12 protein-coding genes and 1 pseudogene are annotated in these 13,976 nt (G+C 65.4%); 1 reads left to right on the forward strand and 12 read right to left on the reverse strand.

Translation table 11 applies throughout. From position 1 onward, the window contains the following. The 8 genes and pseudogenes from AC3WLX_RS32755 to AC3WLX_RS32790 form a co-directional block, all read right to left on the reverse strand. Positions 1-300: pseudogene (locus AC3WLX_RS32755) on the reverse strand (OmpA family protein); the annotation flags it as partial. Between the two features lie 179 nt (positions 301-479). Continuing rightward, complete coding sequence (locus AC3WLX_RS32760) at positions 480-728, reverse strand: hypothetical protein (protein WP_291630975.1); 249 nt, start codon at positions 726-728, stop codon at positions 480-482. After that, entirely contained in the window at positions 728-1,213 is a 486-nt protein-coding gene (locus tag AC3WLX_RS32765) for a pyridoxamine 5'-phosphate oxidase family protein (RefSeq protein WP_291630977.1), read from the reverse strand. The genes AC3WLX_RS32760 and AC3WLX_RS32765 overlap by 1 nt, the downstream gene beginning before the upstream one ends. A gap of 63 nt (positions 1,214-1,276) precedes the next feature. Beyond that, positions 1,277-1,663: a VOC family protein gene (locus AC3WLX_RS32770; RefSeq protein ID WP_492339054.1), complete on the reverse strand. Its 387-nt coding sequence runs from the start codon at positions 1,661-1,663 to the stop codon at positions 1,277-1,279. 24 nt (positions 1,664-1,687) lie between these two features. Beyond that, positions 1,688-2,512, reverse strand: coding sequence for an FkbM family methyltransferase (locus tag AC3WLX_RS32775; RefSeq protein ID WP_492339055.1), 825 nt, complete (start codon positions 2,510-2,512; stop codon positions 1,688-1,690). A gap of 269 nt (positions 2,513-2,781) precedes the next feature. Next, a complete protein-coding gene (locus tag AC3WLX_RS32780) occupies positions 2,782-4,737 on the reverse strand; it encodes an ABC transporter ATP-binding protein/permease (RefSeq protein WP_492339056.1) in 1,956 nt (651 codons plus the stop codon). Positions 4,738-4,789: 52 nt separating this feature from the next. Further along, positions 4,790-6,940 (reverse strand): hybrid sensor histidine kinase/response regulator, encoded by a 2,151-nt coding sequence (locus tag AC3WLX_RS32785; protein ID WP_492339057.1) that lies wholly within the window; start codon positions 6,938-6,940, stop codon positions 4,790-4,792. Positions 6,941-7,144: 204 nt separating this feature from the next. Next, entirely contained in the window at positions 7,145-8,758 is a 1,614-nt protein-coding gene (locus AC3WLX_RS32790; RefSeq protein ID WP_492339058.1) for a GMC family oxidoreductase, read from the reverse strand. A 255-nt stretch (positions 8,759-9,013) separates the two neighbouring features. Between AC3WLX_RS32790 and AC3WLX_RS32795 the strand changes: the two genes are divergently transcribed. Beyond that, complete coding sequence (locus tag AC3WLX_RS32795; protein WP_492339059.1) at positions 9,014-10,327, forward strand: GAF domain-containing protein; 1,314 nt, start codon at positions 9,014-9,016, stop codon at positions 10,325-10,327. A gap of 30 nt (positions 10,328-10,357) precedes the next feature. Here the strand turns inward: AC3WLX_RS32795 and AC3WLX_RS32800 are convergent, their stop codons facing one another. The 4 genes from AC3WLX_RS32800 to sdhC all read right to left on the reverse strand — a co-directional run bounded on the left by AC3WLX_RS32800 (position 10,358) and on the right by sdhC (position 13,898). Then, the gene (locus AC3WLX_RS32800; RefSeq protein WP_492339060.1) at positions 10,358-11,140 is read right to left on the reverse strand and encodes a succinate dehydrogenase iron-sulfur subunit; all 783 of its coding nucleotides are present in this window, start codon (positions 11,138-11,140) and stop codon (positions 10,358-10,360) included. 107 nt (positions 11,141-11,247) lie between these two features. Then, positions 11,248-13,083, reverse strand: coding sequence for a succinate dehydrogenase flavoprotein subunit (gene sdhA, locus AC3WLX_RS32805; RefSeq protein ID WP_492339061.1), 1,836 nt, complete (start codon positions 13,081-13,083; stop codon positions 11,248-11,250). 3 nt (positions 13,084-13,086) lie between these two features. Then, positions 13,087-13,503, reverse strand: a complete 417-nt coding sequence (gene sdhD, locus AC3WLX_RS32810; protein WP_291625277.1) for a succinate dehydrogenase, hydrophobic membrane anchor protein — start codon at positions 13,501-13,503, stop codon at positions 13,087-13,089. Then, complete coding sequence (sdhC, locus tag AC3WLX_RS32815; RefSeq protein WP_025033170.1) at positions 13,500-13,898, reverse strand: succinate dehydrogenase, cytochrome b556 subunit; 399 nt, start codon at positions 13,896-13,898, stop codon at positions 13,500-13,502. The genes sdhD and sdhC overlap by 4 nt, the downstream gene beginning before the upstream one ends. Between the last annotated feature and the right edge of the window lie 78 nt (positions 13,899-13,976).

Consider the following 13,976-nt stretch of genomic DNA (forward strand, 5'->3'; position numbering starts at 1 on the left):
GGCCGCGGGCGGGGGCGGGGGCGGCGGTGGTGCTGCCGGTCGCGCGGGTGCGGCTGCCGGCGGAGGCGCTGGAGGCGGCGCCGCCGCGGGAGGCGGTGCGGCCGGACGCGCAGGTGCTGCGGGCGGCGCAGCCGAAGGCGGTCCCTTCGGCGGCTGCTTCGGTTTTCCGTCAGGCCCGGCATCCGGCTGGGCCTGCGCCAGCACGAGCGGCGGCGCACTCTGCGCATGCGATGCGGAGCTTGCGAATTGCATCGCGGTCAGAGCCGTCGTTGCAAGCAGCACGAGACGAAGGTTGGTCATGGTGGTGAACTTCCCCGGAAGGTTCTTTGACGAAGTCTTGTGATGAACGGCTAAGCGTTAGGCCGCATTGTGGCGGGCGATGCAACCGCAGTCCGATTTATTTCTGCACGCAAATCATCTCACTATGGCAACGTTCATTGCGCATTCAGGCCCAGCTTTAATCGCCTGCACGTGATGAGTCAGCCTCGCGCGTAACCCCGCGTCGGACTCGCATCCGTCGCAGGGTTCGGCGTAAGCGGTCGATTCGGCCCGCGTGACGGAATCTCTTCGGGCACGCGGCCCGGCAATTCCTCCGGGCGCGGTGATTCGCCTGGCTCGCGCACCGGTGGCGCGATCTCGGGCTGCGGATTGCCGGGCGGAATTCCCGGCGGCGGTTCGGTCGGCGTGCCCGGTGTCGAGGGTGGAATCTCGGGCTGTTCAATCGGCATCACATCGAGACCTTGCGGTTCTCGCCGAGATCGGGCCGCGTGTTCGTCACAGCTGCGGCAGCCATCTTCACATAGGAAATCACGGTGCCCGGCGAATCCCAGAATTCGGCGTCGTCAGGCGTGATCTTGAGGACGCGAATGTTGGGATCCTCCGCGGAGTCCCACCATGCCTTGGCCGGCGTCGAGAACATTTCCTTGATCTTGGCACGATCGTTGGAGATGACGGCGGTGCCCGTCAGCGAAACGTATTTCTGGCTGCCGGCATCCGCGAACGACAGGTTGATCGACGGATCGCGCGCGATTTCCTCGTCCTTGTGATTGCGTGCATCGGTCAGGAAAAAGATCGAGTTTGCGTCGCGGTCGAGATAGGCGCTCATCGGCCGGGCACGGAGCTTGTCCCCGTCGCGCGTCACCAGCATCGCGAATCCGATCTTCTTCATCAGGTCCCACACGCGATCGACGTCGTGGGCATTGTCGTTGGCCATGTCGTGCTCCTGTTGCAAGCGACGATAACGGCCTGCCAGGAACGATGTTCCCGCCCGCAATCCTCATTCCGGCGCGTGGCAGACGGCCTCGATGTTGTGGCCGTCGGGGTCGAGCACGAAGGCGCCATAATAGTTTGCGTGGTAATGCGGACGGATGCCCGGCGGACCGTTGTCGCGGCCGCCGGCCGCTATCGCCGCCTTGTATAAGGCGTCCACCGTGGCGCGGTCTTTGGCTGCGATCGCGATGTGCACCGGCTTGTTCATGGCGCCCTCCGCGCCGAACCAGAAGTCCGGCTTGCCGTCGGCGCCGAAACCGGCGGCTGCGGCGTGGCCCGTCTGCTCCGCCGTCACTTCCATGATCAGGCCGTAGCCGAGCGGCGCCAGCGCCTTTGCATAGAATGCTTTCGCGCGCTCGTAATCCGAGACCGAGATACCCAGATGGTCGATCATCGTCACCTCCGTGATTCGTTCGCGTCAGCGCGACAGGAACGTGTTGCTGCGCGTCTTGCGGGCAATCGCATAGCCACGCGCGACCATGTCGGCAATACAATCCTGCTGCCATTCGTTTTGTGACAGGTGCTCGATCACGACCGCGCGCGGCCATAGCGATGGCGGCGCGTCGCGGAAGAAGCCGATCAGCACGCGGTCTTCAAATCCCTCGACATCGATCTTGAGCGAATCGATTTGCATGACGCCGGCCTCCTCGAGGATGCGCATCAAGCGCAGCGACGGGACCTTGATCGCGTCAATGCTTGCGCTGCCGGTGACGACGTGGGTTGCCCCGAGATTGCCGCCGCCGCTCTCGATCATGAGCTCACCGTCGCTGTCGCCCGCCGCAGCCTGCACCAGGCGGACTTGCGCCGCTTTCGATGCGGCATGGTTGAAGGAGAGCCGCGCGAACGTCACCGGGTGCGGCTCGATCGCGACCACCTTGCCCGTGGTGCCGACCTGCCGCGCTATCACCAACGCAAACGTGCCGACATTGGCGCCGATGTCGACGAACACGCCGCCATCGGGTGTGTGCCGACGCAGGAAATCGAGCTCTTCGAGATTGTAGTCGGGATTGAACAGCGCGCCGCGCTCGGTCGCGCTGCCCTGGTGATGGAGCCGGAACGAGGCGCCCTGATATTGCACGTCGACAGGACCGCCGCGCAATAAATTCACCAGCCGCGACATCCACGGACGGAATGCGCCGCGCTTCAGCCCAGATCGTTGAACGAGGCGTATGATCGCAGCCTGCGCTGGGTTCGGCGCGAACGCGCCGAACGGCGCGGACGAAGGGGCATTGTCGGTCGTCAAGCAGCAGGTCCTCTTTGCAAGCGGCGCATGCATAGCCGGTTTTATTGAGGACTCCAACGCTCGATCAGAGGTGTCGTCCCGAGGGACGCGAAGCGAGACACGATCAACGTGTCGTCCCCGCGAAGGCGGGGACCCATAACCCCAAGGGAGGAGTCTGACGCGGGATGCCCACTCGGAGTCCTCGTCAAATTTCTTCCTGTGGGTATGGGTCCCGGGCTCACGCTTCGCGCGCCCCGGGACGACGGCGAGACGCTTGCGCCCCGCTCTGCTCACGCCGCCTTCTTCGGCGCCTTCCGCTGCCGCAGGAATCGTCCGAGCAGCTTGCGCCTGCCCTTGCGCGGGATCAGGTCGATGTCGCTGACGAGCTTGGCGCCGCCTTTGCGGCGCTCCAGCACGATCTTGCGGCTGTGGAAGGCCTCGAGCTCGGCGCGATGCGCGACGCTGACGACGGTCGCCTTGGGCAGCGCCTCGGTGATCATCTTCATCATCTTGTCCTGGCTCTTCTCGTCCAGCGCCGAGGTCGCCTCGTCGAGCACGACGATGTCGGGGTTGTGCAGGAGCAGCCGCGCGAAGGCGAGTCGCTGCTTTTCGCCGCCCGACAGGGTCTGATCCCACGGTGCTTCTTCCTCGATCTTCTCCTTGAGATGATCGAGGCCGACCTTGTGCAGGGCTTCGCCGATCTCCTCGACGGTCCAATGGTCCGCCGCGCCGGGATAGGCGACCGCGCGGCGCAGCGATCCGGAGGGCACGTAAGGCCGCTGCGGCAGCATGAACAGCCGCCGATCGGCATGGAAGTTGACGCTGCCGCCGCCCCAGGGCCAGAGCCCGGCGATGGCGCGCACCAGCGTGCTCTTGCCGGTACCGGATTCGCCGGCGACCAGCAGACGCTCGCCGGGCTCGATCACCACCTCGGTTTCGCCGACCACGGCGGTGCCGTCGTCGAGCGTCACCGAGAGATCCTTCATCTCCAGCATGGCGTCGTTGCCGGTCTCGCCGCGCTTGATACGGCCGAGACCGTCGCCCTGCTCGGCGCGTTCGAGGCCGTCGAGCGACATCATCAGCGAGGCGATGCGGCGGGCACAGGCATTCCAGTCCGCGAGCCGCGGGTAATTGTCGACCAGCCAGCCGAACGCGCTCTGCACGATGGTGAAGGCGGAGGCCGCCTGCATCACCTGCCCGAGCGTCATGGAGCCGTCGAGAAATTTGGGCGCGCAGAGCAGAAGCGGCACCACGGGTGCGACGAGGCTCGATCCCTGCGACACCAGCGTGGTACGCATGTGCTGGCCGGCGAGCCGCGCCCATTGCCGCAGCACGTTCGTGAAGTTGCGGTCGATACCGTCGCGCTCCTCCTCTTCGCCGCCGAGCAGGGCGATGCTCTCGCCGTTCTCGCGCACGCGCGTCAGCGTGTAGCGGAAATCCGCCTCGGCCTGGTTCTTGTCCTCGGAAACCTGCACGAAGCGCCGGCCGATCACCAGGATCGAACCGGAGGCGATCGCGGCGTACAGGATCGCGGCGATCACCAGGAAGCCGGGGATGGTAATGGAGGAGCCGCCGAGCGTAACGGTGAGCGCACCGCCGATGGTCCAGAGCACGACGATGAAGGTTATGGCCGACAGCATCGCGGACGTGACGCCGGCGATGAAATCGACCGGGGAGTCTGTCGCGATCCGCAGATCCTCGGCGATCCGGTACTCCGGATTCTTGTGGTCGCCGCCGACGAGATTGAGCTGGTAGTAACGTCCGTTCTTGAGCCAACGCGTCAGCACGCTCGCTGTGAGCCAGGCGCGCCAACGCCGCTGGATACCCATCCGCGCGAACACCTGCGTCACTGCGAGCACGATGCTGCCGATCGCGAGCGGGAAGAACACGGCCGTGAGATGGAAGACGCTCGCCGCGTCGCGCTTCTCGATGGCGTCGAAGATCGCCCGGTTCCAGACATTGATGCCATACTGAAAGGCGACGGTGAGGACGATCAGCGCGCCGAGGCCGATCGAGAACGGCCAGGCCAGCCGATCGCCATTACGGCCCCAGAAACCGCGCGCGCTGATCCAGAAACGGGTCAGCAGATAGTCCTTGCGGACCTGCTCGGCCTCCTCGGGCGAGAGCTCGGGGCCCGGCTCGACCAGCTCGGGCGGCGGCGGTGCCACTTCGTCGCCATTCTCGCCTTTGATTTTAACTATGGGCGGCTTCTTGCCCGGTTCGTTCGTCGCGGCCGGCTTGTGCATGGGCTCACAACGCCAATGGAACTCAGCAGGTTCCCCGGGGTTCCGTGAAGCCCTACTCGGCGGCACCATCGCGCACACGGCGCAGCCGTGCGGCCCGGTGCAGGATACGTGACAGCTCCTCGATCGAGTAGGGCTTTTGCACGAGGTCGAAGCCGGCCGCGCCCTCCTGTGACAGGGCCTGGCTGTAGCCGGTGGTCAGCACAACGGGCACGTCGATGCCGCGATCATGGACCTCCCGGGCCAGATCGAGCCCGGTCATTCCGGGCATCACCACGTCCGAGAACACGACGTCGAAGCGGTCTGCGTCCACGACGAGTTCGGCGAGCGCATCAGTGGCATTGTCGACCAGCGTGATGCTGTAGCCGAGTTCGGTGAGACCGTCGGCGGCGAAATTGGCCAGCTCGATATTGTCCTCGACCACCAGCACGGACATGCCGCTGCCGGTCACCGCCGGCGCCGTGTTCGGCGCCTGGCGCTGCGGCAGCTGGTCCGGCGGCACGCGCGGCAGATAGAGCGAGAAGGTGCTGCCGTGCCCCACCTCGCTCGTCACGGTCACTTCTCCTCCTGACTGCCGGGCGAAGCCGAACACCTGGGACAGGCCGAGACCGGTGCCCTGACCGACCTGCTTGGTGGTGAAGAATGGCTCGAAGATGCGCCCGAGTCGCGCGGCGGGAATGCCGATGCCGGTGTCGCTGACGGTCACGCGGACGAAGCCGTAGCTTGCTCCGCTCGCGCCGGCCGGAGGTGCCGGCGCGTCCGAGACGGTCGCGGTCGCCTCGACCCTGAAGACGATCCTGCCCTTGCCCTGCATGGCATCGCGCGCATTGGTCGCCATATTGATCAGCGCCGTCTCGAACTGGCTGGCATCGGCATTGACGAGGCAAGGCTCGGACGGCAGCTGCATGACGATCTCGATCGCGGGGCCCAGCAGCGTGGCGAGCATGTCGTGCAGCGACTGCATCCGCGCCCCGACATCGAACACCTCAGGCTTCAGCGTCTGTCGCCGCGCGAAGGCCAGCAGCTGCGAGGTCAGCCTGGCCGCCCGTGCCACCGAATCCGCGATGGCGGTGATGTAGCGCTGCCGCCGTTCCTCCGTCAGCTGCGGACGGTTCAAGAGGTCGACTGAAGCGCGGATCACCGTCAGGAGGTTGTTGAAGTCGTGCGCGACGCCGCCGGTGAGTTGCCCGAGCGCTTCCAGGCGCTGGCTGTGCTTGAGCGCCTCCTCGGCCTCGCGTCGCTTTGCAGCTTCCGCCTGAAGGTGCCGGGTGCGCCGCAAGGCCAACGCCAGCAACAAGAACAGCAGCGCCGTCGCGGGAATACCGAACACCAGATGCTGGCCAATGGTGGCGAGCCATCGCGACCGGATCGCCGAGGTCTCGAGCCCGGCGCTGACATAGATTGGATATTCCGCGACACGCCGGTAGCCGATGCGGCGCTCTATGCCATCGGAGGGCCAGACGATGGTGATGAGGCCGTGCTGCGGTTGAGCCGCGATTTTCTGGCCAACAGGTCCGGCCGGATCGAGCCGAAGATCGCGGTCGAGCCGGGGAAAATGCGTGAGCATCGCGCCGTCGGTGCGTCCCATCGCGAAGAAGCTGCCGGGCTCGGATCCGATCCTGGCGTAGAAACTCTCGAAATATTCCGGGAGCACCGAGGCCTGGATCACGCCGATGAAGCGGCCGTCGTCGGACTCGCGGCGGCGGCTGACGCCGAAGAAGCGGGCCCCCTGATAGGGGGGACGCGGCGACAGGGCCGTGCCGATGAAACTGCCGATGCTCTGATCGACATGGGCATAGAAGTAATCGCGGTCGCCGAAGCCCACCGCAGGTGGCGGCGAAACGATGCTGTTGACGAGGGCCTGTCCGTCGGCGTCGAAGATCCAGGCCGATTTGAGCTGCGGCAGCGAGTCGGTCAGACGCTTCAGGCGGCGATGCAGCTCCGGCTCCCGAGCCCGGATGTCGTCGTCGGATAGACCGCGCACGACCTCATTGAGCTCGGCAAGGCTGCGGTCGATGGTCTCGAACACTTTGAGCGCGTGCTCATGCGCGACGGCGACCGTGCGCTCGATCTCGCGGTTGGCAGTGTCGTTGGTCGATGTGTAGGAGATCGCGGCGGCAACGGCGAACAGCGCAATCGGCAGCGCCAGGGATGCCGCCATCATCCACTGCAATAGCCTCAGCGAGTTGCGTTGCGCCCTCTGCACAGTCGCTCCTGACCCAGACGGCCAGCTTAGCCGAGTTTCGCGCAAGGAAGGAAGCCGATTATCACTATAATCTATGGTTGTAGATGAATGATTCACGCGCGGAACGTCCGCCCGGCCCGGAGCGTGGCCAACCCTCGCAGAGTTGTGCGAGGGGGGCACGTGAGGTGAGGCGGCGTACAAGCCGCCGTTCGGGGAGACTGGCGGTCAGATATCGTGCTCGTCGCGCAGCGCGCGTGCCGCCTTCTCTCCGATGATGACGCAGGGAGCCATCGTGTTCCCCGTGGTGATCCGCGGCATCACCGAACCGTCGGCGATGCGAAGCCGGTCGATGCCGTAGACCCTGAGCTTGCTATCGACCACGGACATCGCGTCGCGTCCCATCTTCGCCGAGCATGTCTGATGCCAATAGGTCACCGCGGACTCGCGCACGAAGCGTTCCATCTCGGCGCCACCGAGAGGCCCGGGCATCGACTCGCGCGCCACCAGCGGCTCGAAGGCGCGGGTATTGCCGAGCGCTCGGCAAACATCGACGCAGGCGATCGCCGTCTTCACATCATCAGGATGGGACAGCATGTTGGCTTCGATTCGCGGCGTCGCGAGCGGCTCGGCGCTTCGGAGCCTCACCCTGCCCCGGCTCTTCGGCAAAGCGAGGCCGGCGAACATCGTCCAGCCATGGGCGGGCGCGCGGCCTGCCGTCTCGGGGCTCGGCACGGGAAACTCGACCTGGCAGAACAGCAGGTCGGGGGTCGTGAGTGCAGTATCAGATTTCCAATAGAGCGTTGCCCCGTTGCCGGTGTTGCGCGGCGCGATCGGCTCGCGGTACTCCCAAATGCATCCGAACGAGACGTGATCCTGCAGATTCTGCCCGACACCGGGCAGGTGCTGGACCACGGGTATATCAAGCGGTCGGAGTTCGTTCTCGTCGCCGATGCCGGAGCGCATCAGCACGGACGGTGTCTGGATCGCCCCGAGCGCGAGCACGACTTCCCGGCTCGCGTTGATCCGCAATGTCCTGCCGTCACGGACCACCTCGACGCCGACGGCCTTCCCGCGCTCGAGCAGGACGCGGGAGACCTGCGTTCCGGTCAGCAGCGTGAGATTAGGCCGATCGAGGAAAGGATGGGTATAGGCGCGGAAGATGGAGTTGCGCCTGCCATTACGGACGATGATGTCCGTGATGGCGCAGCCACCTTGGCCCTCCATCATCTCGCCGTTGGGGCTGTCAAAGGTTGGAATCCCCATCTCCTTCGCTGCAGCCAGCATCGCCAATGCGGCCGGCCCGGGATCCGGTGACGGCTGCACGAAGACGGGGCCCCCGGTACCGCGATGGCGTGGGTCAGGCGCGCCCTGCCAGTTCTCGATCTCCCTGAAGATTTTCGAGACCGCATCGTAGCCCCAGGATTGATCCCCTGCTTCCTCTGCGAAGAAGTCCCAGTCGCTGCGGTGACCGCGCGCCCACAGCATCACGTTGATGCTCGAGCCGCCGCCGACGACCTTGCCCATCGACATCGGAAGCGCGCGACCGTTCAGATGCGGATTGGGTTCGGCGACAAAGCCCCAGTCGGTCGCACTGCCGAGGTTGCCGGGCCACGCCGCCGGATCCATGACGGTCGGCACCTCGTCGCTCCCTCCCGCTTCGATCAAGAGGACTGTGACGGAGGGGTTTTCGGCGAGGCGGCGGGCAACGACGGAACCCGAGCTGCCGGCACCGCAGACGATGAAGTCGTAGGTGCCGCGCAGGGTCTCGTTGAGCTGGCGCTGATTGGCAGTAGCGCGATCGGCAAACTCCGGAAGATCGGAAGGCAGAACGTTGTTCATGAGATTGCTCCAGGCAATTGGGCGCTGCCGGAATGAGCTCCGGGCGAACGCGGGGGAGAGAGGAGAGAGGGTCGACGGGCCGTCACGCTGGCCGGAACGGGCCAGTCACGGATCGCGCCGTTGGCGCAGCTGACGTGTCGGGGGCTGCTTGACCGAGGCACGGTGCCGCGTTGGCGTGGGCGGCTGCCTGGTTTCACGGTGAGGATTGGGGTCTGGGCGGTTAGCCAGTGGCTTGCTCCTTCCGAAGGGATAGGGATGGGCGCTGCGCATCTGCCAAACAGCGCGCAGCCACCCTATCAGATTTATCAAATCTATCATTATCATCAAATATATCAAAATAGACTGCCACGCCCCTTGTCAACGGGGGCGGGAGCACGACATTGTGAGGCGGGGACAGGCCCGGCCAGCGAGCCGGGGGCAAAGATGGGCTCAATGGACAAGGACATCCTGACGACGGCGGAGGCTGCCAAGATCTTGGGAGTCTCGATCCGCACGGCGCAGCTTTTGATCGAAGGCGGGACGATCCCCTCCTGGAAAACTCCGGGGGGGCATCGACGCGTCTACCGCCGCGACGTGCTCGCGCAGATCAACGGCCCGGCGCAGCCGATGACTGCTTCTGCGCGGGTGATCGTGCTTGCGCGTCCCGAACGCGTCGACGACTACGCAGCGGCGCTCGCCAGGATCGAATATTGCGTCGTCAAGCGCTACACCGACGTCTATGCGGCGCTGCTTGCGATCGGCTCCCGGCTTCCGGCGGCAATTGTCGTCGAAGCCGAACCATCAGACGCCGGCACTTCAGCGCTGCTGGACAGCTTGCGCTCTGATCCGGCGCTTGGAAGCACGCAGATTCTGGTTGTCGGCCGCTCTTCGGCAGACATCGGCACGACGCGGTTCATCGATGGATTGGCCGCGCTGCCCGCGGCGGTCGAGGACGCGATTCGGGGCGCCGTCGAGCTCCCCCTTCCGTTCGAGACACCGCCATCTTTTCCGTTTCCGGCCAATGAGGGCCAGCGCCTCGTGGCGCTCGAACGCTCAGGCCTCGTCGACACGCCGCCGGAGGATGCCTTCGATCGTCTGACCTGGCTGGCGGCGCGCAGCCTCGACGCTCCCGTCGCACTGCTGACGCTGCTCACCCCGACCCGCCAATGGTTCAAGTCCCGCTACGGGCTCGACATGGCCGATACGCCGCGCGGCTGGGCGTTCTGCAACTATACCATTCTGCAGCAGGACATCATGGTGGCCGAGAACCTCGCCACCGACCCGCGCTTCGCCGAGAATCCGGCCGTATTGGGCGAACTGGGATTTCGGTTCTACGCTGGGTGCCCGGTGGTGGATCCCGACGGCTTCACGCTGGGGTCGCTCTGCGTGATCGACACAAGGCCCCGCACGCTCGACGACACCCAGAAGCAGATCCTTGCCAATCTCGCCGCGCTTGCTTCGGACGAGATCAAGTTGCGCGTGACCGACCGCCAATTGCGCCGGGCGGTCGAGCACGGGGCTTCTAAGCCAAGCGCGCCCGCCCGGTCCGCCAACAAGCTCGCCGCCGGGCATAAGCAGGGCACGGCGTGACACGTTGCTCGTGTCACGCAACACCGCGCGTCAGATCTGGCGCTCGACCATCTTGAGCTTGAGCTCGGCGATGGCTTCGGCAGGATTGAGGCCCTTGGGGCACGCCTTGGCGCAGTTCATGATGGTGTGGCAGCGATAGAGCCGGAACGGATCCTCGAGATCGTCGAGGCGTTCGCCGGTGGCCTCGTCGCGCGAGTCCGACACCCAGCGGTTGGCCTGGAGCAGCGCGGCGGGGCCGAGGTAGCGCTCGCTGTTCCACCAATAGCTCGGGCAGGACGTCGAGCAGCAGGCGCAGAGAATGCACTCGTAGAGGCCGTCGAGCTTCTCGCGGTCCTCGTGGCTCTGGCGCCATTCCTTCTGCGGCGTCGGTGAGGTCGTCTTCAGCCAGGGCTCGACGGAAGCGTATTGCGCGTAGAAATTGGTGAGGTCGGGGACGAGGTCCTTCACCACCGGCTGGTGTGGCAGCGGGTTGACCTTGACCGCGCCGTCCTTCACCTCGTGCATCGACTTGGTGCAGGCCAGCGTGTTCTGGCCGTCGATGTTCATGGCGCAGGAGCCGCAGACGCCTTCGCGGCAGGAGCGGCGGAAGGTCAGCGACGGGTCGATGTGGTTCTTGATCCAGATCAGGCCGTCCAGCACCATCGGGCCGCAATCATTGGTGTCGACGTAGTAGGTGTCGACGCTCGGATTCTTGCCGTCGTCCGGATTCCAGCGATAGACCTTGAACTCACGGACCTCGCTCGCGCCCGCGGGCTTCGGCCAGGTCTTGCCGCCTGATATCTTCGAGTTCTTCGGAAGTGCGAATTCAACCATTGCTCTAACCTTTCGTCATTCCGGGATGGTCCGAAGGACCAGACCCGGAACCTCGAGATTCCGGGTTCGATGCTGCGCATCGCCCCGGAATGACGGCTACTGTTCGCTCAATACACGCGCGCCTTCGGCGGGATGTACTGCACGTCGTTGGTCATGGTGTAGTTGTGAACCGGGCGGTACTCGATCTTGACCTTGCCGGCATCGTCCAGCCAGGCCAGCGTGTGTTTCATCCAGTTCTTGTCGTCGCGCTCGGAAAAGTCCTCGCGGGCATGGGCGCCGCGGCTCTCGGTGCGGTTGGCAGCCGAGTTCATCGTCACCACCGCCTGCGAGATCAGGTTGTCGAATTCCAGCGTCTCGACCAGATCGGAATTCCACACCAGCGAGCGGTCGGACACGCCGATATCGGTGATGCCGCTATGGACCTTCGCGATCAGGTTCTGGCCTTCGCTGAGCACTTCGCCGGTGCGGAACACCGCGCAATTGGTCTGCATCACATTCTGCATGCCTTCCCGCAGCTTTGCGGTCGGCGTGCCGCCGGACGCGTAGCGGTAATGGTCGAGGCGGCCGAGCGCCATCTCGGCCGAGTTCGCCGGCAGTTCCGGCTGCTTGCCGTTCGGCGTCAGCTTCTCGGCGAGGCGGAGCGCGGCGGCGCGGCCGAACACGACGAGGTCGATCAGCGAGTTGGAGCCGAGGCGATTGGCGCCGTGCACGGAGACGCAGGCGGCTTCGCCGATCGCCATCAGGCCGGGGATCACCGCGTTGTCGTCGCCGTCCTTCTTGGTCAGCACCTCGCCGTGGTAGTTCGTGGGGATGCCGCCCATGTTGTAGTGCACCGTCGGCACGATCGGGATCGGCTCGCGCGTCACGTCGACATTGGCGAAGATCCTTGCCGATTCCGAGATGCCGGGCAGCCGTTCGGCCAGCACGGCCGGATCGAGATGGTCGAGATGCAGGAAGATGTGGTCCTTCCTCTTGCCGACGCCGCGGCCTTCGCGGATCTCGATGGTCATCGCGCGCGAGACGACGTCGCGCGAGGCGAGGTCCTTGGCCGACGGCGCATAGCGCTCCATGAAGCGCTCGCCCTCGGCATTGACGAGATAGCCGCCTTCGCCGCGCGCGCCCTCGGTGACGAGACAGCCGGAGCCGTAGATGCCGGTCGGGTGGAACTGCACGAACTCCATGTCCTGCATCGGCAGGCCGGCGCGCAACACCATGCCGCCGCCGTCGCCGGTGCAGGTGTGCGCGGACGTGCAGGAGGCGTAGGCGCGGCCGTAGCCGCCGGTGGCGAGGATCACGGTCTGGGCGCGGAAGCGGTGCAGCGTGCCGTCGTCGAGCTTGAGCGCGATGACGCCGCGGCAGGTGCCCTGGTCGTCCATGATCAGGTCGATGGCGAAGAACTCGATGAAGAACTCGGCCGCATGGCGCAGCGACTGGCCGTACATCGTATGCAGCATGGCGTGGCCGGTGCGGTCGGCAGCGGCGCAGGTGCGCTGCGCCTGACTCTTGCCGAACTCGGTGGTCATGCCGCCGAACGGACGCTGGTAGATCTTGCCGTCCTCGGTGCGCGAGAAGGGCACGCCCCAATGCTCGAGCTCGTAGACCGCGTCCGGCGCGTTGCGCACCATGTATTCGATCGCGTCCTGGTCCCCGAGCCAGTCCGACCCCTTGACGGTGTCGTACATGTGCCAGCGCCAGTCGTCCTTGTGCATGTTGCCGAGCGAGGCGGAGATGCCGCCCTGCGCCGCGACCGTGTGCGAGCGGGTCGGGAACACCTTGGTGATGCAGGCGGTGCGCAGGCCCGCTTCGCTGCAGCCGACCACCGCGCGCAGACCGGCGCCGCCGGCGCCGACCACGACCACGTCATAGGTGTGGTCTTCGATCGGATAGGCTTTGCCGTTGGTGGCGGGAGCGCCGTTGCCCGAGCCATTCGTTGTGGTGGCCATGGGTTACACTCCGGAGGACAGTTTCAGGACCGCGTAGGTCGAGGCGAGCGCCACTGCGGCCGAGAAGAAATTGTTGAGCATGATCGCGGTGAGCTTCAGCTTCTCGTTATGGACGTAATCCTCGATCACCACCTGCATGCCGATCTTCATGTGCCAGGCGCTGGCGAAGATGAAGAGAAGCAGGATCACGGCAACCGGGATGGAGCTGAGGGTCTGCGCAACGTAGACCTGGTTGCGGCCGAGCAGCATCATGATGATCACCAGCGCGGGAATCATCAGCAGAGTCATGGCGACGCCGGTGATGCGCTGGCGCCAGAAATCCGACGTGCCGGAATGCGCGGCGCCGAGATTGCGGACTCGGCCGAGAGGCGTGCGCATCGAGGGACGCGTCGGAGAGCCGTGGGATTCGTCGAAGCTCATCGGCCGCCTCCGTTCGCATAGGCAATGATCCAGATCAGCACCGTCAACGCGATGCCGCCGATCAGGGCGCCCCAGGTCAGCGCTTCGCGTTCATTGGCCTTGAAGCCGTAGCCGAGATCCCAGACGAAATGCCTGATACCGCTCAGCATGTGATGCATCAGCGCCCAAGTGTAGCCGAACACGATCAGCCGGCCGATGATGCTGCTGGAGAAGGCCTGAACATGGGCATAGGCGGCCGGGCCGGAGGCAGCGGCGACCAGCCACCAGACCAGCAGCAGGGTTCCGACGTAAAGGGCGATGCCGGTGGCGCGGTGCACGATGGACAAAGCCATCGTCAGCGTCCAGCGATAGGTTTGGATGTGCGGCGAAAGCGGTCGTTCGATCCGTGCGGTCATGGGCAGCTTTTGATGTTGTTGCGGCCCAGCATGGGGCGCGCGGGGATCGCGAAAGGTTGGCTCTATTTACGGAGTCGA

This window comes from Bradyrhizobium sp. FW305-F6 (assembly GCF_058782905.1).